General features: G+C 65.8%; 23 protein-coding genes. 1 reads left to right on the forward strand and 22 read right to left on the reverse strand.

Annotation, left to right across the window (positions count from 1 at the left end; all coding sequences use genetic code 11):
- Nucleotides 1-6 precede the first annotated feature (6 nt).
- The 21 genes from GD606_RS15500 to GD606_RS15600 form a co-directional block, all read right to left on the reverse strand.
- The gene (locus GD606_RS15500) at nucleotides 7-1431 is read right to left on the reverse strand and encodes a LamG-like jellyroll fold domain-containing protein (RefSeq protein ID WP_176629237.1); all 1425 of its coding nucleotides are present in this window, start codon (nucleotides 1429-1431) and stop codon (nucleotides 7-9) included.
- Nucleotides 1432-1482: 51 nt separating this feature from the next.
- Nucleotides 1483-3210, reverse strand: a complete 1728-nt coding sequence (locus GD606_RS15505) for a hypothetical protein (RefSeq protein ID WP_163302371.1) — start codon at nucleotides 3208-3210, stop codon at nucleotides 1483-1485.
- Nucleotides 3211-3376: 166 nt separating this feature from the next.
- Nucleotides 3377-4132: a hypothetical protein gene (locus tag GD606_RS15510; RefSeq protein ID WP_176629320.1), complete on the reverse strand. Its 756-nt coding sequence runs from the start codon at nucleotides 4130-4132 to the stop codon at nucleotides 3377-3379.
- Nucleotides 4129-10068, reverse strand: coding sequence for a hypothetical protein (locus GD606_RS15515; RefSeq protein ID WP_176629321.1), 5940 nt, complete (start codon nucleotides 10066-10068; stop codon nucleotides 4129-4131). The genes GD606_RS15510 and GD606_RS15515 overlap by 4 nt, the downstream gene beginning before the upstream one ends.
- A 234-nt stretch (nucleotides 10069-10302) precedes the next feature.
- Nucleotides 10303-10779 (reverse strand): hypothetical protein, encoded by a 477-nt coding sequence (locus tag GD606_RS15520; RefSeq protein WP_163302439.1) that lies wholly within the window; start codon nucleotides 10777-10779, stop codon nucleotides 10303-10305.
- A gap of 13 nt (nucleotides 10780-10792) precedes the next feature.
- On the reverse strand, nucleotides 10793-11941 hold the full coding sequence (locus tag GD606_RS15525; RefSeq protein WP_163302440.1) for a phage tail tube protein: 1149 nt from the start codon (nucleotides 11939-11941) through the stop codon (nucleotides 10793-10795).
- Between the two features lie 9 nt (nucleotides 11942-11950).
- Nucleotides 11951-12412 carry a phage protein Gp37 gene (locus GD606_RS15530; protein ID WP_163302441.1) on the reverse strand — a complete coding sequence of 154 codons (462 nt, stop codon included), beginning with the start codon at nucleotides 12410-12412 and terminating at the stop codon, nucleotides 11951-11953.
- Nucleotides 12409-12987, reverse strand: coding sequence for a phage virion morphogenesis protein (locus GD606_RS15535; protein ID WP_163302442.1), 579 nt, complete (start codon nucleotides 12985-12987; stop codon nucleotides 12409-12411). The genes GD606_RS15530 and GD606_RS15535 overlap by 4 nt, the downstream gene beginning before the upstream one ends.
- Nucleotides 12988-12989: 2 nt before the next feature.
- Complete coding sequence (locus tag GD606_RS15540; RefSeq protein ID WP_176629322.1) at nucleotides 12990-13325, reverse strand: phage protein Gp36 family protein; 336 nt, start codon at nucleotides 13323-13325, stop codon at nucleotides 12990-12992.
- Nucleotides 13326-13417: 92 nt separating this feature from the next.
- Nucleotides 13418-13651 carry an HI1506-related protein gene (locus tag GD606_RS15545; protein WP_163302444.1) on the reverse strand — a complete coding sequence of 78 codons (234 nt, stop codon included), beginning with the start codon at nucleotides 13649-13651 and terminating at the stop codon, nucleotides 13418-13420.
- Between the two features lie 13 nt (nucleotides 13652-13664).
- On the reverse strand, nucleotides 13665-14555 hold the full coding sequence (locus GD606_RS15550) for a Mu-like prophage major head subunit gpT family protein (RefSeq protein ID WP_163302445.1): 891 nt from the start codon (nucleotides 14553-14555) through the stop codon (nucleotides 13665-13667).
- Between the two features lie 12 nt (nucleotides 14556-14567).
- Nucleotides 14568-14966 carry a hypothetical protein gene (locus GD606_RS15555; protein WP_163302446.1) on the reverse strand — a complete coding sequence of 133 codons (399 nt, stop codon included), beginning with the start codon at nucleotides 14964-14966 and terminating at the stop codon, nucleotides 14568-14570.
- Nucleotides 14967-16154 (reverse strand): phage protease, encoded by a 1188-nt coding sequence (locus GD606_RS15560; RefSeq protein ID WP_163302447.1) that lies wholly within the window; start codon nucleotides 16152-16154, stop codon nucleotides 14967-14969.
- Nucleotides 16155-16535: 381 nt separating this feature from the next.
- Nucleotides 16536-17849 (reverse strand): phage head morphogenesis protein, encoded by a 1314-nt coding sequence (locus GD606_RS15565; RefSeq protein WP_163302448.1) that lies wholly within the window; start codon nucleotides 17847-17849, stop codon nucleotides 16536-16538.
- Nucleotides 17839-19431: a DUF935 domain-containing protein gene (locus tag GD606_RS15570; RefSeq protein ID WP_163302449.1), complete on the reverse strand. Its 1593-nt coding sequence runs from the start codon at nucleotides 19429-19431 to the stop codon at nucleotides 17839-17841. Before GD606_RS15570 ends, GD606_RS15565 begins: the two co-directional genes overlap by 11 nt.
- Entirely contained in the window at nucleotides 19431-21026 is a 1596-nt protein-coding gene (locus GD606_RS15575) for a hypothetical protein (RefSeq protein ID WP_176629241.1), read from the reverse strand. Before GD606_RS15575 ends, GD606_RS15570 begins: the two co-directional genes overlap by 1 nt.
- The gene (locus GD606_RS15580; protein WP_163302450.1) at nucleotides 21023-21577 is read right to left on the reverse strand and encodes a DUF3486 family protein; all 555 of its coding nucleotides are present in this window, start codon (nucleotides 21575-21577) and stop codon (nucleotides 21023-21025) included. Before GD606_RS15580 ends, GD606_RS15575 begins: the two co-directional genes overlap by 4 nt.
- A gap of 2 nt (nucleotides 21578-21579) precedes the next feature.
- Nucleotides 21580-21876, reverse strand: a complete 297-nt coding sequence (locus GD606_RS15585) for a VpaChn25_0724 family phage protein (protein WP_163302451.1) — start codon at nucleotides 21874-21876, stop codon at nucleotides 21580-21582.
- Nucleotides 21873-22301, reverse strand: a complete 429-nt coding sequence (locus GD606_RS15590; protein ID WP_163302452.1) for a hypothetical protein — start codon at nucleotides 22299-22301, stop codon at nucleotides 21873-21875. Before GD606_RS15590 ends, GD606_RS15585 begins: the two co-directional genes overlap by 4 nt.
- A 14-nt stretch (nucleotides 22302-22315) precedes the next feature.
- Complete coding sequence (locus tag GD606_RS15595; RefSeq protein ID WP_163302453.1) at nucleotides 22316-23011, reverse strand: hypothetical protein; 696 nt, start codon at nucleotides 23009-23011, stop codon at nucleotides 22316-22318.
- Nucleotides 23012-23013: 2 nt separating this feature from the next.
- Nucleotides 23014-23496 (reverse strand): lytic transglycosylase domain-containing protein, encoded by a 483-nt coding sequence (locus GD606_RS15600; RefSeq protein WP_163302454.1) that lies wholly within the window; start codon nucleotides 23494-23496, stop codon nucleotides 23014-23016.
- A gap of 75 nt (nucleotides 23497-23571) precedes the next feature.
- Here GD606_RS15600 and GD606_RS15605 point away from each other — a divergent pair, with 75 nt between their 5' ends.
- The gene (locus GD606_RS15605; RefSeq protein ID WP_163302455.1) at nucleotides 23572-23832 is read left to right on the forward strand and encodes a hypothetical protein; all 261 of its coding nucleotides are present in this window, start codon (nucleotides 23572-23574) and stop codon (nucleotides 23830-23832) included.
- Between the two features lie 165 nt (nucleotides 23833-23997).
- Here the strand turns inward: GD606_RS15605 and GD606_RS15610 are convergent, their stop codons facing one another.
- Nucleotides 23998-24510 carry a thermonuclease family protein gene (locus GD606_RS15610; RefSeq protein WP_163302456.1) on the reverse strand — a complete coding sequence of 171 codons (513 nt, stop codon included), beginning with the start codon at nucleotides 24508-24510 and terminating at the stop codon, nucleotides 23998-24000.
- Nucleotides 24511-24595 lie beyond the last annotated feature (85 nt).

Genomic DNA, 24595 nt, shown 5'->3' on the forward strand with positions numbered 1-24595 from the left:
GCCTCCTTACAACGTGATGGCGCGGAGTTGCGCGGCGGTCAGGGCTCTGGGAAAATATGTAAAATGGCGTAGAGCTCCACACATCGGCTGCACCCCGCCGAGTGTATGCCCCACGCGTAATGTCGAGAGCGGCGACGGCATTGCTCCGGATGTATCCGAAACGGCTTGGCCGCCATTTACAACGAGTTGATAGTTATTATTTCGGAAGGAGAATGCCGCCCTATACACAGTGTTTACAGCAACAGTTAATGATGCCTCTGTATAGACCACGGCTGTCCCGCCGGAGTTGACCGCCATTGTAATTTTATTGCTTGCCGAAACAAACAACGACAAAACGTTTGTATTGCCATTGTTATCCAGATAAAAAATCCGTTGCGGAACAGACACCCCAGCAACACGAAACTCACAATAAATCGTCCCCTCTGCCGCGTTGAAATCGATGTCGGACAGCGCCACGGTCGCCACGTCCGCCGCCCGGGCCACGGCCGATCCCTCGCCCAGGATCGGCGAGGTGGCGAATGGCCCGGCCTCCACCTGGAGGTGTTGCACCGTCCCGGAGGGGGCCAGCGTCAACGTCCCGGCCGTGGGCGTGAATGTCAGACTGCGCCGAACATTGTAGCCTATTCCTTCAATGGGAGGTATTGCGCCAGAATAAGCACCTGACAAAGTTAACGATCCACCGCCATAATACGATACGGTGTACGCCACGGCCGAGACCGAGACGTTTTCCGGGGCCGTGGGCGCGGCGGCGATGGTGTTTAAGCGCGTGGCCGCGCCTTCGATGCGCAGGCCGAGCAGATTGCCCGATGCGTCGTAATCGAAGCGCGGCACGCCCACGGCCGCTTCGCGCAGGCTTCCGGCCGCACCCAGACGCCAGGCCGACGAGGCCCGGGAGAACGCCACCGTGCCCGGAAGGGCCAGATCCGGCGCGAAAATCTGGAAAGCGGGAGGGACGACGCCCACAAACTGGCCCACGTCATCGCGCAGACGGCGGGCCACCCCCCCTACGGAAACCGGCGCGGCCGTGAAATGCCCGCCCGACAGGTCGACCTGGGCCGCCACAAGGGGCACAACAAATACGGCCCAAACGGCGTACGTCCCAGCCCCGACCGTGTCGGCCACATCGACCGTCAGGCTGCCGGTTACCGTATTGTACGCCGTGACCCGGCCGAGCATCCCCGCCTGTCCCGCCTCGGTCCACAGCACCACGTATTGCCCCGCAACGAGCCCCTTGCCTGTGCTAATCGTCAATGTCCTGGCCCCCGTCCCCACCATAAGCGAGGTGGCGGACGCGGCCGTGATACCGGAGCCCCCGGCGGCCAGGGCACCTTGCACGTGGGCCGAGACGGCCCCGGTCAGGGCGTTGACGTCGCGCACGACACCGGGAAGATCGCCCCAATACGCGACGGCGCGCGTGCGAAAACGTGTCATGTCCTCCGGGGAGGGCGGAATCTGTGGCGACCTGACAGCAGGGAACATATGTTACGCCTCCACGGTGACGGCCCACATGTCCGCCTCGTCCAGGGGGACGGCGAACAGGGCCAGATGGTTGATAGTTCCGCACAATTCGTGTCCGGATAGATCACGGCCAACGCGCAGGGTGGTCAGGCTGGCGGGAGCGGCCCCCGACGTGTCCACGGCCGCTGTCGCGGCATTGAGCACGGCCCGGAAATCGTTCGCCCGCCACGAAAACGCCACCCGGAAATCGGCCCCGTCCGACACCACGCCCAGGGACAGGTCGGCCTGGACCACCCCGGCCGCGACCACCGTGCAGGTCAAGCGGCGATCCGGCTGCCGGGCCACCACAATGCGATTGTTCACGGTGCCGTCATCCAGGCAGACGGCCGTTTGCGCTGCATCGCCCACGCCCGGCGCGGCGCGCCCGGACACGAACAGCGCCCCCTGCGCAGGGACAAAATCGAGCCCGGCCAGACCGGCCGTGGCCACGTCCGCCATGCGCAGTCCCGACACCCACTGCATTGCGGTCAACCGGATCAGGGAGAGAGATCCGGCCACAGTAAACGTGATGGTCTGCTGGTCTGCCAGGGTAAACGAGACGGGATTATCTTCTGTCGCCACCATGCCAAAGGCCACCTCCCCCACTCTCACGGCGAACGACAGCCCGCCAGCCCCGGAAACAGACACGGCATAGGTGCCAGCCGGAAGCGTCAGGGCTTGCGTGGCAGGCGAATCCGGATTCGTAAAAAGATTGGCGGCAGTCGGCAGCACCGGCGAGGTGGCGACCCGCCCGGCCTCGCACTGGATCGCATCCGGTGTCCGGACAGGCACCAGTCGATAGAGAGCCGTCTGGGTCACCGTCAGGATCACAGGGGCTCCGGGCGTGGCCCGGCCGTGATGCACCGCAGGGAGCATATCATCATACACGTCAACACCGCAGGCTTCAGGGCCGGACACGGAGACGGCAAACGGACCCGGCTCCAGTTGTACCTCCTTGACCGTCGGGGCCTGGGGATCGGTCACGAGATTTTGTGCGCTCCCCTCGATCAACAGTCCCAGCAGATCCCCCGTCGCATCGTAATGCCAACGAGGGATGGTGTTGGCCACTGTCGCCAGATACCCGGCCGCCGTGCGCCGCGTGCCGGTCGAGGCCCTGGTAAACGTGACCCCGCCCGGCAGGGTGCGACCCGGCGACCACAGGGACCACACGGGCCGGACGCCGGAGAACCGGCCGGTGGCCTCCCGGACGATGGCGTCGGCGCGGGCGGCCGTAATGGGGAGCAGCATCGCCAGCGGCCCGGACACGGCTTCTATATGCGGCACGGGGAAAACCACCCACGACCCGTCGCCGGACTGGCCGCGCACGGCGGTCACCGCGACGGTCATCTCGGCCACGACCCCTTTGCGGGACACGGCCGCATATCCGGTGACCTCGCCCCACAGGGCGGCCTGGGTGGCCTCGCACCACAAGCAAACGTGCTGCCCCGGGGCAAACACCCCGTAGGCCCGCATCAGCTTGATCGTCCGCGTGCCCAGGGCCAGGGACAGCCCTCCGGACACGACGCCCATGGTTTCCAGCCCGGCCCCGTAGGCCGCCGTGGCTTGGCCGACGACATCCTCGCCCCAGGTTTGCAACTCGTCGCGCAGGGTGGGCATGGCCCCCAGCCAAGCCAGCACCTCATCAAAATAGGTGTCCGAGCCAATGACCGGAACGGGCGGAAGGGCGGAAACAGATTGGATCGCATCCATCATACCACCCCCTCGATTGACAGCTTATATTCGGCATCCCAGGCCACGGAGATTGTCAGACTGGAGTAGTATCCCAGGACAAAATAGGTCAGCAGTGATCCCTCCAGAGTGTCCTGGTCATCGGTCAGGTTGTCGACCATCCAGACGCACGCCCGGCCTCGCAGGGTGGTCAATATCCGCCGCACCTTGTCCACCGCGCCGGTCGGGAGAACCAAACTGAAATCCAACAGATCGGCATACAGCCCCTGGGCAATTCGTGTGCGCCCCTTCTCGTCCGTGGTCTTTTCGGAAAAGTCCAAAATCCCAGGGTTGACGGGCAGCAGCGTCTGGCCCAACACACGTTCCATGCCATAGCGCACATCGCCCAGGCGCGCGCCCCCCCGGGCAGGTTGATCCGGATTCGCAGCGTCCCGGCCGCTGTAAACGGATATTGCCAGTAAACGCGGTCGCCAAGTTCCGGCTCGGTGAAACACACGTCGTACCAGTCCAGGCAGTCATCCACCATTAGGTCGATGGATCGTTCGGCCACCACCGCCCCGGCGGCGTCCAGCAATGTAAAATCCACACTCGTGCCGCGCACCCCGAACAGGGCCACGGAGGTGGTCAGCGCGCTCTCCAGATCCTTCTCAATATACCCCAGCCCCTCCAGATCCTCGGAAAACGTGTTGACGTATTCGTCATTCCAGCGGCCTCGGTTTGTTGCGCCCACAGCCACCCAATGCCCCGGGCTGTCGGGCGGGTAGTGACCCACATTGCCCGCCGTCAGGGATTGATAGATGCGGTCAGTCGCGGCCACCATGCATTGCTGATCCGCAATATACGTCCGGGCCGGGTCATATTCCTCGGGCTCGCTGGCGTGCCTGGCCGGAAGCGACGTGGCCTTGATGCGGGCCGGGGTGATTTCGCGGGGCACGATCACCTTCATGCCGGGCTGACCGTCCTTTCCGCATATCTGGCGCGGCGGGCCTCATCGGCCGAGGTGGCGGTGTTGCGCGCCACCTCGCGGGTAAGTCCCGTCATGTTCGTGAGGTGGCGCTCAAAAGAGGCGTTGAGCCGCTCCAGGACCGCCCAGAACTGATCCAGCGGCACCACGGCCTCCTGCTGCCGCCCCCCCTTGCCCTCGCCGATCAGGGCGTAGGTGGGCCGGGTGGTAATGCCGCCCTCGGCCAGTCCCGGCACCTGCGGTTCGTAGCCGATCCAGTATTCGAGTTCGGACACCAGGGCCGCGATCTTGGCGTTGATGCGGTCCACTTCCTGGAGGTGCATCATGGCCGCCATGGGCACCCCCATTGCTATGGCCTGTATGGCCATCTGCTGATACGTGCTGGCCTGGGACCGCAGATCCGCGATGGTGGCGGAAAGTGTCTCGATCTGGGTCTGTTTGAGCAGATAGTCGGAAATGCCAGCGAAATAGGCCTCCATCTGCTCCTGGGCCTCCAATTGCTGTTCCTGGAGCGCGTACAGCCTGTCCGCCTCGGCCCGGCGCTCTTCGATGTTGCGCTCCAGCCATTCCAGGTATTCGGCCTGTCCGGCTTCGATGGCCTCGACCACGGACGCCCACTGATCCTGCCCCAGGGTCTCCGAGGCCAGGGCGTCCAGGGCGCGCAAGGTCAGGGCGGAAGCGTCGTACTGCTGGCCCGTGGCCTCGCCCAGCACCTGCATGGCGTCGTAGGCCGACAGGAGCAGTTTGGCTTGGTCGGCGGTCAGGCTCTGCACGTCCAGGGTGCCGCCCAGCAGTTCCGCCAGCCCCGTGGTGCGCATCAGATCGTCAACGGTCGACGCGGCCAGGGCGCGCACGTCGCCCGACGTGGCCCGGCCCTCGGCGGCCAGACCGGACAGGTCGGTAAACGCCTGCATCCGGGACAGCATCTCCGTGGCGGCGGCCAGAAAATCCGCGTCCGGAACGTCTCCCGACGTCTCGTCGTAGAGCCGGTCGAGCAATCCGGATTGCGCCGAGGCCATGCCGCCCTCCAACCCCTGGTAGGTATCCTGGCGTTCGCTGTACGCGGCCGCGCTGCCCAAACGGGCGATGATGGACGCCCGAAGCGAATCGTAATCGTAGGTCGACCGGCCGGACTCCCACAGATCCGAGGCAGCCCCGGCCAGTTGCCCGGCGGCCTCGGTGTCGCCGCGCATGGTGCGCCGGTACAGATCGGCAAATTCCCGGGACGCCCGGGCCGCCGTCACGGCCGGGTCCGCATCCAGCCCCAGCATATCGTCCAGGGTGTCGCGCAGACTCTTCGAGGCGGCCCCGAAGGCCGATGATGCGGCCAGGGCCGACGCGGCCAGGGATTGGGCGGCGCTGGTTTGATAGGCCACGGCGTCCTTGAGGTCTTCGATGTATTCGCCCAGGCTGTCGGCCTCGTCCTCAATCCCCAGCAACCGGTCCCGTTCCCGCTCCAGCTCGTACGCCTGGGTTTCGGCCAGGGCGGCCTGTTGGGCGTACGTCGCGCCGTTTTTGCGGGCGTCCGCCAGCTCCTGTTCCTGGGCGATGGCGCGTCGGGTCATCTCGGCCGCAGAATCCTGACCGTCCGCCGTCTGGCGGCGGGCCAGCAGATCCTGGTCCCAGGCCCGCTCGGCCAGATCGATGTCCGCCAGGGCGTCCTGGAAATCCTGTAGATTGGACACGATGCCCGAGAGGTCCGCCCACCACTCGAACGCGCTCGGCGGCATGGGCTGTTCCATCGCGGCCCGGTACGCCGACCAGAACGCGCCCGGGTTGTCCATGACACTATCCACGTCGAAATCCGGAAAATGTTCCGAGGCCCCGGACAGCTTGTCCCGGAACTCGCTGCGGTAGTAGTTTACGGACGCCTCGGTGCGGTCCCGGTCCTCGTAGGCCCGTTCGGCGAAGGTGGAAATGACCTGGTTGAAATTGTCCTCGCCGCCCACGACGTCAACAAGCTGCTCGGAATACGACGCCAGAGCCAAATTTTGCAATTGTTGGCGGTATTGCTCCAAATACCGCACCACCTCGGCCCCGGCCTCGCCCGCCGCCAGAAACCGTTCCGTCAGTTCCTCAGTGGATTCGGCCTGGTCCTCCTGGGCCTGGCGCAGGATGGCCGACCCGGCGTTGTAGCCCGTGGCCAGGCTGGCCAGGGACAGCAACGTGGCGTCCGTGACCCCGCCCATGCGCGCGAAATCGATCCCCAGCGGCTTGACCTGGTTGGCCACGGTCCCGAAGGCCTCGCCCAGACGGATCAACGTATCGTGCAGGCCCTCCAGGCCCTCGGCAAAAAGCTGGGCCGCCGGTGACAACTCGCCCAGCACCTGCCCGGCGGCCGTGCTGTACATCAGGCGTTCGACCAACCCGGCCAATTCCTCGGCCACCGGCGGAAAGAAGAAACTGAAATCCCGGTCCCAGTTGCGGTCGAAATCAATTTCCAATGTCTTGGCGGCCGCGTTGATGTCCTTGACGGTCTCAGCAAACTGCTGCCGCTCGGCTTCCATCTCCATGGGGTCCAGCGCGGTCATTTTGTAGGAGCCGTCGGACATCTGGGTATAGCCGATGCCGCCCATGGCCCCGCCGGAATACATCACGGCCTGGCCGGACCAGACCTCTTGCGGCGGTTGTTCCTTCTTCTCTTCGCCAAAAAGCGACCCCAGAAGCCCCAGCCCAGCGCCGATGATGGTGCCCACGATAGGCAGCACCAGGGAGCCCATACCGGCCCCGGCCGCCGCTCCCGCGCCCGCTCCGGCCCACGGCGCGCCAGCCACGCCCGCGCCCATCATCCCCTCCAGGAGCGACGACCCCAGACCAAAACCGCCGGTCGTGACGCCGGTCGTGACCGCAGACGCGCCGCCCTGGAACAGGGTGGAGACGCCGCCCTTGAGCAGGTCGCCCACCAGACCCGTAGCCAGGGAGGCGATGCCGCCGCCCCCGCCCGAGACGCCGCCGGGGGAGAGCCCGGACAGGCCCTGGGACAGGGCGCTGGCGTCGTCAAAAATCAGGCCCATGATATTGCGCTTGAGCCATTCGGCCATGATGTCTTCGAAAAGCGAAATGAACATGTCCCCCAGGCGGCCCACCACGGCGCCGACCGGCCCCAACATCTCCACCAGCTTGTTGACCCCTTGCCGGGCCATGTCGCCGAACCCCTGGGCGACGCCGCTGGACAGGTCGTCCGTCAGCCGCAGCATGCGCTGGGTGGTGTCGCGCCAGTCGTCCTGCGCCCGGCCGAAAGATGTCTTGTACGAGCCGGATTCCAGGGCGAACGCGGAGGACATGGCCTCGCCGAGGGACGTGGGGTTGTCGCGGGCGGCCTCCAGGCGACGCCGGTTGAAATCGTCCACTTCCTTGGCCGCATACATTTTATAGGCGACCTCATCGTCCGTCTTGGACTTGACCATTTTCAGGCGCTGTTCGAGCAGGGCCTTTTCAGCCTCCCAATACGCCGATGATCCGTCGCCCATTTTGGCGTAGGCGTCGCGCTGCGCCTCAAGGCGCTTCGCCTGATAGCCCCGTTCCAGTCCCTCCAGCAGGGAAAGACGTCTGTTTTCGTCTTCAACGTTCTGGTTGATGAGCTGTTTGTTTCGCTCATACCAGGCCTCGGCCTCGGAGAGGCCCGCTTGATACGCGAGGTCTGGATCACCCGTGGCGTCGGCAATTTCAGACATGAGGCCGGAAAGTTTTTGTAGTGATTCCACCATGGCCTGGGCCTGGACGGCTTGTTTTTCCAGTCCCCGGCCCCGGCCGATACGTTCCATGGCTTCAGCGGCCTGTTCCGCCGAAAGCTTTCCAGCAACAAGGCCAGACTCAACCCGTCTGGCGAAGTCGTTCCACTTTTTGTCAACCTGGGACAATTTGGTTTGCAGCGTATCGCCCGACAAGGCGGCCTCGGCTGATGCGATCTGGTCATCAAGTGAGGCAAGGAAATTCGTCGCCTCCTGGGCTGCCCGGGCGGCGGCCCCTCCGGAACGGGAAGCGGCCTTGGCGATATCGTCAAAAGCCTTGGCAACCCCGGCGTCGGCCAGATCCTTCATGGCCTGCGCCCGGCTCAACAACTCCGCATCCCCTTCCTTCTGGGCGAAGGCCATGGCCTTTTCAGCCTGAATCCGTTCCTCCTGCCACTTTTGGGTGGCGGCCTGACGCTTCTGTTCGGCGGATAAGGCGGCGGCATTGCCGGATTCGATGCCTTTGAGGTTGGCAAGGTGCTTGGCGAGTTCCTGGTTCCGGCCCTTTTCGATCACGACATCAAGGGCGGCCACCCGGTCGCGATCCGCACGGAACAGATCGACAGCGGATGTATTCGTTTGCGCCGGGGTAGGGTTATAGGCCGCCTTGAGAGCCGGGAACGGCGTGGGATGATATTTTGTAACGATCTTGGCGAGGTTATTCTCAAAATCTTCGACCGTGGCGTAGTTTTTGGCTGCAAGCTGTTCCAGATTTGCCACGGTCTCGGCATCGATCAGTTTACTACCGATGCTCGTCTTGCCGATGGCGGCGATGGCGCTTTGCACGTCGGCCAGGGGGCCGAGCAGCCCGGCGACGATGGCCGTCGAAACGCCCCAGAAGGCCACTTCGACGTAGCCCACAAGCTCGTTGATGACTGTGACAGCGGCCTTCACCAAATCCAGGGCCAGCCCGAGCCGACCGGTGGCCATTTCCATCTGCGCGAAAGACTGGACGGCGCTCCCCAGGGAACCCAGGATGTCCAGGAACTGCGATCCGATGGACTTAAGGGTTTCGTACATCCCGGCCAGACGATCCCTATTCTCGCCGATCCACCTGTCCAACTCACGGATTTTTTCGACCAGGGCCTGTGCGCCGGACACCACCAGGCCGCCGATATCGTCGCCGACGCCCCGGATGGCCGCCGCGATGTTCTGGATGTCCTGCCCGAGCCCGAGATTCTTGGTGTCGATGAGCAACCCGAGGATCTCCGACGTGGCCTTTTTCGCGTCCTCGAACAACCCTTCGGTGGCATGTCCGGCGAGCACGTCAAACGCCTCGGCCAAGTTCGAGGTCAGGCCTTCCCAGGTCTGTGCCGTGGCGTCGCCAGCGGTGCGAAAGGCCTCCAGCTTTTCATTCAACTTTTCAACGTAGACCCCCTGGCGCTGCCATTCCAACACCAGTTCCTTGGTGATTCCCAAAAAACCGGCCAGCCGGTCCTGCCCCAGCTTGATATCCCCATCGAAAAGGGACCGCGCCTCCGCGCTCAATTGTTCCAACGGGATGCCCAGCGCCCCGAAGGCCTGGACAATGCCCACCAGCGTCTGCTTGGTCTGGTCGAGATTAAGACCCGCCTGACCGGCCGGTCCCAGAACCATCTGAAACCCTTCCACCAGATCCTTGGTGGTCGCCGTCGTCTGCAACCCCATAATCTGGATGTCTTTCATCAGATCGCGGCTCACAGACTGCGCCGCATTCAGCTTGTCGACGCCCTGCAATCGCCGTCCCTCTGCGGTGATCAATTCATTGGTGGCGGACAGGATCGACGCGATGCCCAGCTTTGATGTTTCCATGGTCCGGTTGAAATCAAACCCCCTGGACACGACCGTCGACATCGCGTCCATAGCGGCCCGCAAAGAGAGGAAGGCCCCGACTGCCCCCATCACAGCCGGGCCGAGCCGGGTGACCGCGCCCCCAAGCGCAGAGATGTTGGTCATGGCGACCTTGGCCCCGCCAGCCCCGGATTGCGCTGCCGGGCCAAGGTCTTGCAGCTTCTTTCCCGTTTCGTTGACGGCGGCCGTGGTCTTTTTGGCCTCGGACGTTGTGGACCCCAGGGCCGTCTTGGCACCTGACGCGCCGGTCTGGGCCTTGGGGCCGAGGCCGTTGAGGCCTCGGCCCAGGGCTTCGACAGCGGTCTGGGCCTGCCGCCCATCCGCCTCGATAACGATCCTGACCCTGTTTTCCGCCACGTCCGTGCCTTATCCTTTTATATGATCAAAACAGCCTGGGCCGTTTGGCGTCGAAGTAGAGTTCCAGTTCGCCCAAATCGGCCCAGGTTTCCAATTCCAGGTCATCCGCCGCAAATGGGTAGCCCCCCATCCGCAGCGTCCGCAGGTGCAGCAACCGGCTCACCCACGGCGACGGCTTCGCCCCCCGCCGGGGGCAGCGTTTGCACGCTGCCGCCAGCCACGGCCCGTTGGCCGCTAGACACTCGGGGCGTTTTCCGTCGCATCCGGAGAGGTGCCGGTCGACGGCGTCGGCAAAGGGCCGTCCAGCTCCTCCACAAACTCCAGGCCGCCGTCATCCAGGTCACGGGCCACGGTGGCCGCGCTCATCACGCGCTGGCAGACAAGCGCCAGGGCGTCCGGGCAGGCCTCCTCCATCAGCTCCCGCCATTCCGGGTAGTAGCCTTCGGCCTCCGGATCGGAGCTGACGGGCTTTCCCTCCACCGTGAACGCCCCGTCCGGAAACCCGGTCACGAACGCCTTCCCGTACCGGACCTGGAGGGGATAGGGGTTTTGCACCATGAGCACCTTTTTGCCTTCCCGGCGCATGGTGGCGTTGGAATAGGCCAGCCGCTCCTTGGGCTTGGCCGGGCGGTAGTAGAGGTCGATATCCTCGCCCGTGGCCGCGAAATGCACGGTCAGGACGTGGCGGGTGGGTTTCAGTTCAAAAGCCATGTGTCATGCTCCTTTAGAAGAAGGTGATGCGCCATTCATCGTCGCCGTCGCGGTCGATGCTGGCCACGAACGGCTGCTGGTAGGTGGCCAGGCCGTTGCGTTCGCCATATTTGAGATCCTCGTTGGCCGCCTGGGGCACCTCCAGCCGGATGCGGTTGCCGGGCACATTGCCGATGGTGGCCGCGATGCGGGCCGGGGTGGCGTCTTTCCAGGCCACCCAGGGATTGTATGCGGCCAGAGCGTCCACCTCGGGATCCAGGCTGCCCGTGGACCGGCGACCCGAGATGTACTGCGCCAGCAGGCCGTCCGCGCCGTTGGCGCTGACGCGCTCGGCGATGGTGTTGCCGATGTCCAGGGACAGAGCGGAGATGATGGGCTCATACGCGCCGATCACCACCCCGGCATTGACGAACACCGGCCCGGACAGATCGGTCAGGTCCGGGTTGGGCAGCACGGCTGCCGCCGGATCGGCCCACAGGCCGGTCAGGGTCCATTTGATGGTGGGAATCTTGCCCACCTGGCAGTCGATGACCGCCGTGCCCCGCGCGCCGACGATCTGATGCAGGATGCTGTCCTTGTGGTACTTGACGCAGGCGCTTTTCTGAACCTCCACGCGGGCGGTGACGGGCCGGTACTCCAGGCCCGGCGCGACGCCGCCAGCCGCCACGGTGGCCGTGGCCCCCTGCAAGCCGCCGGTGACGATCTCCGCCTCCGCAAACGTCCCTTCCACCCCGGACAGCACCAGCGTCCGGGCGTCGATGTGGTGCAGAGTGCCCGTGGCCGTGCCGCTGGTAATGGCCTCGCCGATTGCAAACTTGCCCCCGTCGTCGTCGGTCAGCGTGAGCCGGACCACGGCCGTGGCTTGCATCCCGCAGGCCAGCAGGAACGGGGCATAGTCCGGCGGCAGCACCTCGCCGCCCACGCCCAGGCCGCCGCCGCGCAGTTCGGTGGTGACCGTGAGCTGTTGCCGCTTCGCGCCCATTTTCGACGCGGCCGGGGAAAATGTACTCCGCACGGTATCCCGTTCGATTTTGTCGCCGGTCGGGGAGATCTCCGATCCGGAGTTGCACAGGATGCCCTTGAATTGGTCGGCGGCCGGGGCCACGCCGTAAGTGGCCTCGGTTGCGGCCAACAGGGCCATAACACGGGTTAGCAGGGCCATCGTAACCTCCTAGCCAGCCACCAGATAGGGCTGGTCGATTTCGATTTGCAGAGAATAGACGCTCATGCCGCCGCCCTGGAGTTCGCTGGCCACGCCCGTCACCGCGACCGGGAACATCCCCGGCAGCAACGTCTTGCCCTCCAGGAGCGCCGACGCGGCCCGAAGCAGCGGATAGCTGCCCGGGCTGCCGGTGCCGCCGCGCCGGGCCTTGGCCTGGTCCCCGGCGTGCTTGGCGCACACCAGCACCACGAATCCCATGGTTTCGATGCGCCGCTGGCCCAGGTCGGCGCGCGGGCCGCCGACATAAAACGTGAGTAGGGCGGGCCACTGCTGCACGGCCGCCGCCAGGCGTTCCGGGTCCAGGTCGCCGTTGTACGGCTCCACCTGGCGCACGCCGTGGCTGGCCCGCAGGGGGGCCAGTGCGGCCAGGATAGTGTCCTCCACGGCCGTGATCTCGTAGGGCGTGCTCACGGGGCGACCTCCAGATACGTGCGCAGGATGCCCAGCACCGCCGCGATCCACGGATCGGGCAGCGTGCCCGAGGCCGTGAACAGGTACGGCCGGGCCGGGATGGTGACCGCCCCGGCCCGGAAGGTCACATCCTGCTCGAAGTTAGCTTTGGACTGTTTGGCGAACCGGGATTTCCCCGTCTCCATGTTCACCTTGAAACGCAACACGCCCCGGCGCTCGGGCCGCGACACCTGGCCGCCGAATTGGTGGATAGCCGCGTAAGGCTTGTTGCTGCCGATCTCCAGGCGGCCGTCGCCCGCCTGATAGGTGATGGACCTAAACAACTCGCCGCTCACCCGCAGCATGGGACCGGGCCAGTGCCCGGCCCGCCTACGGCTGCGGATAGTGGCCGGGGCCAGCTTTTTCCAGGCCCGGCCGTCCGGGCTCTGTTCCCGCTGGTATCCCTCTTGAATCTGGGACAGCAGGGCCGTGCCCATGGCGTCCATGATGTCCCGGGTACCACCAGCCTGCCGCCCCAGCTTGTGCAGCAGTTCCTGGACCTGGGCGTCCTCGACGCGGACAGTAAACCCGTCCATGCCTAAAACCCCCTCATGGAGTCGCCGGTAAACGTGCGTCCGGCCCCGTCCAGGAGCACGGTGCCGCCGCCGTCGGCCACGGGGGCGGCCACGCCCGCCGCCTGGAGCACCACCACGCCCCGGGCCAAGTCCTTGAGCTGGGCGACGGCGGCCTTGTAGTCCTCGGCCACCTTCTCGGGCGCGGCGTCGCGGTAGAGCAGATACAGGGCGATGTCGCCCTGCCAGCGGACCACCATGTCCGGGGCGGCCGCAAACGGCACCTGATAGCCCCCGGCCCGGGCGTAGCCGTGGATGACGTTGGCCGCGTCGGCCAGGGCCAGGTCCAGCACGGCGTCCACGACCCCCCCGTGGGAGGGTCATGGATGTCCGTGAGCTGAATGAGCCGGTCCTGGCCGTAGCGGTCGACCATCCCCTGCCGCGTGGCGTACATTTACTGGCCTTCCCCGGCCGGGGTTTCGGCCTTGCCGGGCTTGGCCTTTTTCCCGGATTCGGGCTCGGGGTCCGGCACGTCCAGTTCCTGGACCACGAGCATGGGCTCGGATTTCAGGGCCTCCACCTCTTCCGGGGTGAAGGCGTCAACGGGATGATCCACGGCGTGGTCCGGGTGGGCAAGCCCGGCCCGGCGGAAGCCGGACTTCTTGGCGATGATGCGCAGGATCTTCATGGGGTCGCCTCCTTTAGGCCAGCCACGGCGTGACCAGCAGTTGCGCCGTGTCGCGATAGACGTTGGTCGCGCCGTTGGCGTCGCGCTCGGCCTTGAGCACCTCCAGGGCCGCCTTCTCCAGGCTGGGCGGGGTCACCAACAGCGTGGGCCGGATGCCCAGGGGCTTGCCGTTGTCGCCCTTGAAGCTGCTCATGGCCGTCCTGGCCGCCGCGTAGCTGTCCGCGTCCAGGGTCTGCTTGCTGCCGTAGGCCAGTTGCCACAACCCCAGGCCCACGTTGACCCGGGCGTCCACGCCGTAGCGGAAGAGCTTGCGGGTGAACACGGACTCGTCGTCGGGCCTGTCCATGGCCACGAAGGAATAATCCCGCCGCTTCTGGAAGATGAGCGGCTTGACGGCCCGGGTCATGTCCATGAGGAACCAGGGGGTGCCGGAGCCGCCGCCATGGTTGCTGACGCTGACCTCGGCGCCGCCAGAAAGCACGGGATGGTCGGTGTCGAAGAAGTTCTGGCCGTCGTAGCACAGGGTGGTGAACCCGGCCGCCAGCAGGGCGAACACAAGCTGGTCCGGATGCTGTTTGGCGTCGATGCCGAGCTGGGAAATCATGGGAGCGTAGACGCCCAACGAATCGTCTTCCATGTCGTCCCGGTCCACGCCGACGGTGTTCTCGAAGCTCTTGTTGCGGATGCTGAAGTCGTGAGCCATGAGGTTCTGGATCACGCGGTCGCCGACCCATTCCCGGAATCCGGTGGTCTTCCCCAGCCAGGGATAGACCTCGACGGCCTTGGTGGAGGGCACCACCATGGCGATCTTCTCGAAGTCGCTCGGCGCGCCCGCGAACGCATTCTGAAAAAGGGTCTTGAACCCGGTGTACGCGGCGGCCAGGCTGGCCTGATTGATGATCATGAAACGCCTCCTTTAGAACTCGACCCAGACGCCGTGGGCGTCCAGGTCGCGAATGGTTCCCACGGCGCTGCGGGTGCCCGTGCCGTCCGTGGCGGCCACGGTCTGGTCATCCACGGCGTAGGCCGTCCCGCCGATGTGCTGCCGGGTGATGTCGCCGGAATTGGCGAAGGCGAAGCAGCCGCGCGCCACGGTGACCACCTCCTCGCCGTCCGCGCCCTCGGCGTTGTCCGCATGATGTTCGGCCCGGCCCAGGCCCTTGAGGCCCGTGGCCGTGACGGCCGGGGTGGCGTAGCCCGTGGCCGACAGGGCCACCAGCGACCCGGCGTAAATGACCTTTCCCGCCGCCACGGGATGCCCGACGAGCTTGCCGTCCTGTTCGGGGGTGTTGCGGTCCTTGGTCAGAGCGGCCATCTATTTGCCCTCCTGCTGCATGTGCTTCTTGTAGGCGTCCTCGCCCAGGCCGAGCTGGGCGCACACCGCCCGATCCACGTCGGTCAGGCCGCCGGATGTGGGCGGCAGCCCGCCCACCGGCCCCGTGGCCCCCGGGGCCACCACGACAGGCGCGGCGTTCACCCAGGCCTCAAATCCCGACAGATCCTTGGAGGCGTAGGCCGTGGCCCATTCCTCCATGGCCGGGGCCAGCTTGCCCGTCTGCTTGGCATGGGCCACCACGGCCTCAACCCGCTCCCGGGTCCGATCCGTCTCCAGGACGGACAGGCGACCGGCCACGGCCTGGAACTGCTCCATGGGCACGTACCGGGTGGGGTCCAAGACGCCTCCGGCCCCCTGGGCCGTAAGCGTCTTGGCATGGGCGGCAACGGCCTCGGGTTTGGCGTCCGCCGCCAGCCCGAAGTCCTTGACCAGCCCGGTGAACAGCCCCGACAGGGCCGTGCCCTGGGCCGTAAGCGTCTTGGCATGGGCGACAACGGCCTCGGGTTTGGCGTCCGCCGCCAGCCCCAGATCCTTGGCCAGACCGGCGAAAAGCCCCGCCATGGCCGCCTGTCTCTCCGCCAGAGCCTTGGCGTGGGCGGCCACGCCGTCGGCCGTGGGCATGCCGGACAGGCCGAACAGGCCCGCCAGCATTGCCAGAAATTGGTTCAAATCCATGTCCTCGCCTCCGTCGTTGTCGAGCTGCGACGCCAGCGCCGTCAGCTCCAGGTTGGGGATGTTGGTCAGAGCCGCGCATTCGATGCGCGTCACCGTGCCGTCGTGCTTGAGATAGCGGTAGACCGGGGAGAGATAGCGGTATTCCCGGGCCGCCAGCCGCGCGGCCGCCGCCTCGGTCCATTCCACGCGGCCCCAGATGCCGTCCTCGCGGACGTCCAGGTCCGTGATCCACCCGGCGGCCGGGGCGGGCCTGCCGTTTTTTTCCGAATAGAGAAGCTGGTGGTCGTAATCGATGGGCAGGGGAACGCCCCGCTGATGGGCCGTGGTGGCCGCGATTACGCCCTGCGGATCGTCCAGGCGGTACGGCCCCCGGCCGTCCCGGCAGGCGATGTCCCCCAGGGGCAGCAGATGCACCCATTCCGGAACGGGACGGGACGTTCCCAGGTCCAGGGCGTGAGCGGCACGGGCGGTTCGGGCGGTTCGCGTTTTCATGACGCCCGTCCTAGCGCACGACAAAAGCCCCCGTGCCCCGGACAGGTGTCCGGGGCAGGGGGCTTGCCTGCGAATGCGTTTTGCTGGTGGTGGCCATGAGGTACTCCAATTCCGGCGTTCCGGGCAAGGGGTGGGTGGGTGGTCCGTGCCCGCGCCCGGGACATGCCCCGTATGCGCACGGAGGGGCGTTTACTTGCGCGTTTACTGGGTTTTGGCGACATCGCCCCGCCCCGGGGCTTGCCAAACGCCCCAGGGCGGCTTATTTACTCTTCACCCTTGGCCGCTCGGAGAGTCCGGGAATGTCGCTACCGGACGGGGCTGCCCTGCCCTGGCAGCAGCGGAGTCCCCCCGTGGAGGTTGCGCACCACCCGGGCGGCCATCTTAAAAGATTCGCTCAAACATCCCCGTGTTTTCCATGTCCTTGGGATCAATCACCCGCCCCGACCACAGATCGTTCGTGACGACCGTCTGTTTCGTCAGTTCCTCGCCCGGGGCCGCCACCCGCATCCGCACGGCGTGGTTGACCCGCACCACCAGCTTGCCCGCGCCGTCACCGGCATCGATCAGGTACAGCAGGGCCGGGTTGGCCTTGTCCCAATAGACCGCCTCCGGCTCCCACAGGGCGTCCACCACCCGGGCGATGGTCTCCCGGGACAGCCCCACGCCGCTGGCCTGCTTGCCCTCGCGGTACAGGTGGGCGATGCCCTTATCCGACAAGGTGATGGCCCCGCACTCCGGCGGCGCCTTTTTTTCGCGCATGAAGTCGATGACCTTCTGATCCAGCGCCCCCACCACCCGCCGTTCTCCGGCCGAGATCGGCGCGCCGGTCTCCATGGCCGTCAGCTTACCCTGCACCCATTCGGACAGGTCATGCTTGAGCGCAGGCACCACGAACCGGGCCGAGGCCGCCTGGGCCGCCGCCAGATCGGCCGAGGCCTGCGGCAGCTTGTCCAGCATGGCCCGGGCCGCGTGGTTTTCCAGGGCGGCCTGCCCGGGGTTGTAGGCAAAGCCGGGGTCGATGCCCTTGGGCACATAGATTTCCTGACCCGTGCGGGGGTTGACGTACTTTTCCATCTCGATGACCAGATCGGGGCTGATTTCGTATCCAAGCTCTCTGAGCTGCGCTTCGGAAAGCTGGATGACGACACACCGGCAATGCCAGCCGTTTGGGGGGAAGTGCATTTTCCACCAGGGATGGTCCCCTCGTAATACGATGCCGTGCCATGCGCGGTGCTCGGGCCGCGTCTTGCCGTCCAGGATGGCCACGTACCGCAGATAGGGAGCTATATGTTTGGTGCGCTCGTAGCGCGCCCAGGTTCCGGCCGCGTGGGCCGTGCGCATGTTGGTGTCGTAGATGATCTGCAAACGCCGGGGAGAACCGAGCTGCGCCCGCACCACCTGCCCGGTGTCCGGGTGCGTCATGTCTTTTTTGCCCCACCAGCCCTTGGCCTGGAGGATCGGCGTCAGCTCGGCGGCGAACTGTTTGAGGGTGCGGCCTTCGGACTTGGCCCGCAGCACGGCCTGTTCGATGTCCTTGAGCACATCGAACCCGGCGCTTTTCGCCACGGTAAACGCCCGGGTGTGTTCGCCCTGCCACATCTCGCGCCAGTCGAACGTCGGGGTGAGCACGTGGCCCCGGGCCTCCAGGTAGGCCACGGATTCGGCGGGCGCGACGGCCTTGAATTCAATCGCCAAGGCCCGCCCCCGTCTCGCCCGCCAGGCGGGCCGCAAAGGTTAGCTTTGCCAGGTGTTCGGTCAACGCGGCCACGTCCTGCCCGGCCACGGCCTCGGGCAGCCGCCGCAAAAACTCGTCCAGGTCCGCACATTCGGCCAACAGCCGCCGCACAGGCTCAATCAGCGGGTCCACCAGCGGTTGCCATTCGGCCAACTCCTCGGCCACGGCCACGTCCACCGCGTCCCGGGGCTGCGGCTCGGCCGCCCCGGCCAAGCCCCCGGCCAACTCCCGGGTGTGCGCCGCCCTGGGCGATCCGGTGGCCACTGGCGCGCCCATCGCGCCAGTCGCGGCCGTTTCGGCCGTTTCCCCGGGGGCGCGCAGGCACACCGCGTCCGGAGGCGGATCGGGCAACCCCAGCTTGTCCCGGATGATCGACGCCTCGACCTGGAGCCCAAGCGGCACCAGCTTCACCAGCCGGTCGGCCAGCTTGTCCATGTCCTCTTCGTCCGGCCGGAATACCTTAATGCGCGGATAGAGGCGGCGCGGCCCCAGGTTGAGGTCGACCACCGGCCGGGCGACGTCTCGGGTAAGCGCGATGGACAATTGCCGGGCGTCGGCGGCCTCGATGTCGCCGCGCACCCGCTCATGGGCGTCCGCCGTGCCCACGTGCTGGCCCACGTCCGTGGTGCCGGTCTGGCCCAGAACGGCCTTGCTGGTCTGACGGTCCAAGAATTCGGAGAGTTCCCGAAAAAGGGTTACGTTGCCCGAGAGCTTGGCCTCGATGAACTCGATGCCCATGGACTCCGGGATGATAGCCGCCGCGTCCGTGGAAATGTTCCTGACGGCGCGCAAAAGCGTGGCCTTTTCGCTCTCCGTCGCGCCCGGGCCGTAGCGGCCGACGCGTAGCGGAACCCCGAAGATCTCCGCGAACTGCACCCACGACTTGATGTCGAAGTTTTTGAACAGGTAGCCCCAGGCCACGGGCCGGGCCAGGCCGCCGCGAATGGGCAGGCCCGATTTGCTCTTATGGATATGGGCCACGTACTTGTAGGGGGAAAGCGGCACGAGCTGCCCGCCCTCGCTGCGCAAAAGCGGCGTGCGGCCGTCCTCGCGGGCAAAGGCGAACCAGCGCGGATCGCGCCATTCCAGGCGCTGCGGCGTCCACTGCCTGCCTTCCACGTCCCAGATGATTTCCGTGAGCGAAAACCCCTTGCCCACGGCGTCCAGCACGTCGAAAAGCTCGTCCCGCAATTCGTCCCGGGTCAGCACGTCGCGCACCAGGTCGGCGGCCCGCTGGTCTTCGGCCGCGTCCGTGGCCGCCTCCACCGTGATCTCCAGGCCCGACACCTGCAATTTGCGCGTGCCCAATACGCTCCGGTAGTGGCAGTCCTTTTCCTCCATCTCTTCGGCCAGCTCCAGATAGGCCGTGGGGTCGCCGTCTTCGGCGTCGCGCAAAAGCCGCGCCAGCCGAACCGGCGTCAGGCCCTGAGCCGGATGGCCGGACATGACCTGGCGCACGCCGGTCAGCGTCGGCCCGGCCTCCTCCTCGCGCAGGCGGCCCAGGTCCACCGGCCGCCCCAGATGGTCAAATAGCGTCGGCATTACCACGCCCCCTGTTGCGGCCAGCGGCCGCTGTCGTCGTCGATGTCGGAGTGGCCATTCCGGCTAGGGACAGAGCCGGACGGCTCGGCCGGGGTGTAGCCATATTCGGTGCGCTTCTGACAGGTGGCGAAATATGCCAGCACGCCAGCAACGGCCGAATCCCCGTGCCGGTATTGGCCGTCAGATCCCTTGACCCGGGCACCGGATATCCCCGGCCGCCCCTGGACCATCACCACCATACGGTGGTCTGCAATCACGTCCTCGTTGGCATCCAGACGCAACAGATCCCCTTCCATGGCCTGCTTGTACTTCGGGAACCACTCGGCATACCAAGGGGCCGAAAACATGACGCACTCCACCCGGCCCTGTCCGTATTTCTGCAATGCTGCCTCGGCATGGCTCTGACCGTTCCCGCGCGCGTCAAAGGCCGCCTTTTGAAAAAGCGGGATGTTGTCCAGGATGTAAAACGTGATGAGCTGCTGCACGTCGAAAGGGATATTGCGCAACTCCACGCCGAACGACTGTCGCCAACGTCCAGGCCGTTCCTCGTGCCAGACCCAGTTTACCGACAAGTCTCCAGAACGCCCGAAATCCTGACTGTAAACCGTGCGCCTACCCGTAGGCATGGCGTCGATGAGCGGCTTCAGGTGGTCCTGTATCCATGTGGAAGCGATTTCCAAGCGGTCAGGTTCAATCACAAATTCGGCGGGTTGCTGCCAACGCAAACGAGGAATTCCCTCGCCATGGCAGTGCTCCAAAAGGAGTCGGGTAAAAAACGCCCCCGACCCGCGTTTCGCGATGCAATCCAGTTCCTCGTTCGCGTCCTCTGGCGTGGGATAATCCGCGTAGATCTCTTCCCGGTATTTCTCTTCCGCCGTAAGGCTGTATTCCTTGTCCGTGACGAGGCACACCCGCTGATAAAAGCCCTGGGCCAAGGCGTCGTCGAAAGTGACCTTATGGAGCGAGTAGGGGAGCTTTCCCGCCTCCACGTCCTTGCAAAGCACCGTGAAGGGGTTGTCCTCTCCGTTCAAGGTGGAAACGATGTCTATACGCCCGCCCCACATGCGGAAGGCCAAGGCCCCCTTGATGACCTCCTGAAGGTTTTCGTGGAATGCTGCCTCGTCGATGCGGGCATGTCCCTGGCGGGACCGCCAGTTATAGGGGCAGGATGACAACGCCTCGATCTTGAATCCGCTGGCAAGCTGGATCTTGTATGTGACGATGTCGCGCTTCTCGTCTTTCAGCAGGGTGACGCCGATCTGACTGGCCGCCAGTTGGTAGGCTCGGGCGAAGAAGGCGCAGTCACCGATAAACTCGGCGGCCATGGCCATGTTGTAGCCCATATAAAACTGGTCCATCCCCTTGGCCAAGGCGGCCTCCAGGGCCGCTTCGGCAGCCAGCGAACCCCACGAAAAACCGATACGCCGGGACTTTTTGCAGAGCCGCACCGGCGATTCATCGCGATGCCACGCGGCTTGATACGGCAGCAGGATCTTCGGGACTTCGGTCGGGGTCAGCCGCCGTGTCGCTCGCATGCGTTGGATGTCCTCAACGAGTTGGAGGGCTTCCTCGCGTTCGGACGTGGTCATGCTCATGCGGGCTCAACCTCAACGCCAAGGATTTGCGCCCGGATAAGCCCCCACTGCTCGGGGGTGAGCCCGGCCTGATCCGCCGCGCCCTGGGCCGCCTCGGCGGCCTTGGCCAGGGCCTCCTTGCGGGCCTGCTCACGGATTTTGATCTCGGTGTCCACGCCGATCTTGGACCCGGCAGCCAAGTCCTTGATCGCCTTGGCCAAGCGCGCGGCGTCAACGGCATCAATGGCGTCCCCATCGCGCAACTTCGCCAAGCTGGCCTTAAACACCAGCCGATGCACGATTTCGATGAGCACTCGCCCCATGTCGCCATCCGGCACCTCGCCCAACTCGCGGGCAAACGAGGACGCGATTTCGCGGCTTTCCCGGATGTGCGCGGCAACTTCCTCGAAATCCTGTGAATATCTGCCCACCGCAGATCGTGAGACAGGCGCGCCCAACTGCCGCAGATGCGCAACGATTTGATCCAGCGTGTGCGCGCCCTCGGTCAACAGGCGGTCAAGCTCCTTTCGGATCGGCGCAGGGAGCGCCTTGACGGTAGACTTTCGCGGCATGGCTACCTCGGGCTCGGGCGTTTGACGCCGGGCACAACAGCCCGCCCCGTGGCCACGTCCGCGCCCCGGGCGGTCAGCCGCACCACGCGCACGTTGCCCACGGTCTCGATCTCGACCAGCCCCGTTTCCGCCAGCCAGGCCGCGTCCGTCTCCACCTGGTCCCGGGACGCGCTGTGCCCCACGGCGTCCAGGGCCGTCTGCAACACGGACGTGTTCAGCTTGTAATCCGGGTCTTCATGCAGGAAACGCAGGATCACCAGGCGGCGGTCCTCGGTCACCAGACGCGCGAAGCTGTTCATTTCCGCCCCCTGATGTGATGCTCCATGAGCAGATCGTTTTGCTTTTCCATGCGGGAAAGCCCGTCGCGGACGCCGGAGATCATGGCCTTGACCTCCTTGACGTCGCCCCGGACGGCCTCCAGATCCGTGCCCAAGGCCGCCACGTCGGCGGACAGCCCGTCCAGGCTTCCGGTAAGACGTTCGACCTCCGAGGGAGATGGGGCATCGGCCAGGGCCGCGTGCGCGGCGCATACCCGGCCGTCCACCCCGGCAACCCGGTCCGCGACGGCCTTGTCGCTCCTGGCCCGGTCTGCGTCACGACTGGCCCGTGTTGCTTCGCAGTGTTCCCGGGTCACGAATTTCCGGGCCAGGGACCACATGATCCATCCGAAAAACGCCTGAAACAGGAACATGGCCACCGGCCACCACTTGAGAATATCCTCCACGTCAGCCTCCCGGGTCAGATCATCGCGCCCACGACGGCTACCGCGCGAAGGGCCACCCCCGCCCAGGCGGCGTAGTTGGCCACCTGCGACTTCGTCCCGGCGTCGGCCTGCGAGGCCTCCACAACGGCGGCGATGCGCCGGATCAATTCGTGCAACTTGTCCACGGTCAGGGGATCGGAGGTGTCCACGGTCCCGATGGCCGAAGCCGTGGCCTTGGCCAGCGTGGCGTATTCGGCGATCCGCTCCTTTGTCTGGGCGTCCACCGGAGCGGTCAGGGCCACGTCGGCCAGGGCCTCGACCACACCCGGGAGCTGGGCCGCCACGGCCTGATACCGGCTTGCGTCCACCGTGCCCGGGTCGGTCTGGGCCCGCGTTCCCACGCACCCGGCCAGAAGCAGCGCCGGAACGGCCACGGCCAGGGCCAGCAACCCCTTGATGGTGGACGGGCCGCCGGTCCCGGGCGTGGCAATCTTGGTTTCGGCTTTGATGCGGCCCCACACGGCCAAGCCGCCGCCCGCCACCCCGGCGATGCCCAGGATCAATTCCACGATGTCGCCCTGCACGCCCTCGGACAGGCTGTAGCCCAGCGCGGCCGCGATACCGGCCAGCATGGCCACCACGCCGCCCCAGACGCCCCGGGACAGCCACCATTTCTTTTCGATCACGCCGATTTCAGCCGTGACCTGTCTGCCTTCGTTTTTTTCGTCCACGATCAGACTCCCTTTTGCGGCCAGCGGCCGCCCAGATGTTTCAGGATTTTCGACGGATAGTCGTTTTCGAGGTTGTGCCGGTTGCCCGGGCCGCCGTTGTAGGCCCGGCACACCACGTCCCAGCCCTCGTGGCCGTAGCGGTCCGCCAGCCGCCGCAGATACCGGCAGCCCCAGGCCAGCCCAATCGCCGGGACACACAGCTCCGGAAACCAGCCCTGGAAACCGAGGGTCCGGGCCGTCTCGCCCATGATCTGCATCAGGCCCCAAGACATGGCCCGGCCGACCTCTTCCGTGGCCTGGCTGCATCCCGGCGGGATAAAACCGCCGGGCGCGCGGTGGTAGCGGAAGTCGAACCCCGGCTCGTAGCGGATCGCATACGTACCCCCCCCGACCGACTCGTGTTCGACCACCGCCCGCACCAGCTCGAAAGGCAGCTTGAACTCGTCCGCCGCCGCCAGGATCGCCTTCAGGATTTCTTCAGTCATTTCCTGTTCCCTTTATTTGCCATTTTCTATCTGGTACGGTTTGGCATCTTTTCCCCGGACCAAAAGGAGATGTTTATGGAGAAATGGCAATGCGCCCTGATTAATGAACAAGGTGTTTCGTTTGCCGTTATGCTGGTGAAGCCTCGTATCCTCTCCTCCCAGGGCGAAAGAGACCGGGTTGCCGAAGCCCTGTCTATTCGCCTGGGTGTGCCTGTGGTTTTGGCTGCGGAAAACAACCGGCATGGCCTTGACTATTGGGGCAGGAAAGACCTTGTGGGCTTCCTGGCAAACGTCCCTCCCCAACGCCTTCCGTGGCGCGAGGTGACGTTTTCTTGAGCCATTCCGCTGCGCCCTCCAGGTGTTCCAGCGCCTGGGGGGCGTGTGCATGCCCCTGGCTGAAAAAAACATTCCCGTCCGAGTCGTAGGCATAAATGAGCTTCCCTCCGATGCGGACTTCCACCACGATTTCGTTCGGATCGCTCACAGCCACCTCCTTTGGCATCACCACGGCGCGTCCCCGCGCCCGTTCCACGGTCGGGCCAGCCCGCGCCGCACCAGCTCGTCGCCCAGATCCACGCCGTCTTCGGTCACCACCCGGGCCGACAGCCGGGACAGGCTGCCGAGATACGCGTCGCGCAGGATGACCACGCTTCCCACCCGGCACCGGGACCGGGTCCATTCCCGGGCCAATTCGGCCAGGGCCTGGATATGGGGCCGCGTGTCGCGCAGCTCCGGCGTGTCGATTCCGGCGATGCGCACGCCGATGGTGGCCACGGCCGGATGCCAGTCCGGGATGGTGACGGTGAGGGTGTCGCCGTCGCGCACCTTGGCCACCACGGCCCGGATGTCCGTAAGGCCCGGACGCGGCGTCACCAAAGGCGCGGCCGTCGCGTCGGCCTCGTTCTGTTGCGGGGTTGCCACAGGGACGGCCCGGGTCGCAGCGGCCACCGGGGGGATGGCCGTCGCAACCAGCAGGCACAGGACCAGGAAAAGCGATATCGGATGGCGTTTCATGACGCCCGGTCTACGCCGGGCGAAAAGCAAGAGGCCCCCGGACAGTTGTCCGGGGGCCTCTTCATGGGGATGTTGCGGGTTTGTG

It is taken from the genome of Desulfolutivibrio sulfodismutans DSM 3696, from assembly GCF_013376455.1.
In the GTDB taxonomy this organism is placed as follows: Bacteria; Desulfobacterota; Desulfovibrionia; order Desulfovibrionales; family Desulfovibrionaceae; genus Desulfolutivibrio; species Desulfolutivibrio sulfodismutans.

Bases quoted from the DNA above. Each gene is read 5' to 3' on its own strand.
- GD606_RS15500 (WP_176629237.1), bottom strand. From the start codon at position 1,431: ATGACACGTTTTCGCACGCGCGCCGTCGCGTATTGGGGCGATCTTCCC.
- GD606_RS15505 (WP_163302371.1), bottom strand. From the start codon at position 3,210: ATGATGGATGCGATCCAATCTGTTTCCGCCCTTCCGCCCGTTCCGGTC.
- GD606_RS15510 (WP_176629320.1), bottom strand. From the start codon at position 4,132: ATGAAGGTGATCGTGCCCCGCGAAATCACCCCGGCCCGCATCAAGGCC.
- GD606_RS15520 (WP_163302439.1), bottom strand. From the start codon at position 10,779: ATGGCTTTTGAACTGAAACCCACCCGCCACGTCCTGACCGTGCATTTC.
- GD606_RS15525 (WP_163302440.1), bottom strand. From the start codon at position 11,941: ATGGCCCTGCTAACCCGTGTTATGGCCCTGTTGGCCGCAACCGAGGCC.
- GD606_RS15535 (WP_163302442.1), bottom strand. From the start codon at position 12,987: ATGGACGGGTTTACTGTCCGCGTCGAGGACGCCCAGGTCCAGGAACTG.
- GD606_RS15545 (WP_163302444.1), bottom strand. From the start codon at position 13,651: ATGAAGATCCTGCGCATCATCGCCAAGAAGTCCGGCTTCCGCCGGGCC.
- GD606_RS15550 (WP_163302445.1), bottom strand. From the start codon at position 14,555: ATGATCATCAATCAGGCCAGCCTGGCCGCCGCGTACACCGGGTTCAAG.
- GD606_RS15555 (WP_163302446.1), bottom strand. From the start codon at position 14,966: ATGGCCGCTCTGACCAAGGACCGCAACACCCCCGAACAGGACGGCAAG.
- GD606_RS15560 (WP_163302447.1), bottom strand. From the start codon at position 16,154: ATGAAAACGCGAACCGCCCGAACCGCCCGTGCCGCTCACGCCCTGGAC.
- GD606_RS15570 (WP_163302449.1), bottom strand. From the start codon at position 19,431: ATGCCGACGCTATTTGACCATCTGGGGCGGCCGGTGGACCTGGGCCGC.
- GD606_RS15575 (WP_176629241.1), bottom strand. From the start codon at position 21,026: ATGAGCATGACCACGTCCGAACGCGAGGAAGCCCTCCAACTCGTTGAG.
- GD606_RS15580 (WP_163302450.1), bottom strand. From the start codon at position 21,577: ATGCCGCGAAAGTCTACCGTCAAGGCGCTCCCTGCGCCGATCCGAAAG.
- GD606_RS15585 (WP_163302451.1), bottom strand. From the start codon at position 21,876: ATGAACAGCTTCGCGCGTCTGGTGACCGAGGACCGCCGCCTGGTGATC.
- GD606_RS15600 (WP_163302454.1), bottom strand. From the start codon at position 23,496: ATGACTGAAGAAATCCTGAAGGCGATCCTGGCGGCGGCGGACGAGTTC.
- GD606_RS15605 (WP_163302455.1), top strand. From the start codon at position 23,572: ATGGAGAAATGGCAATGCGCCCTGATTAATGAACAAGGTGTTTCGTTT.
- GD606_RS15610 (WP_163302456.1), bottom strand. From the start codon at position 24,510: ATGAAACGCCATCCGATATCGCTTTTCCTGGTCCTGTGCCTGCTGGTT.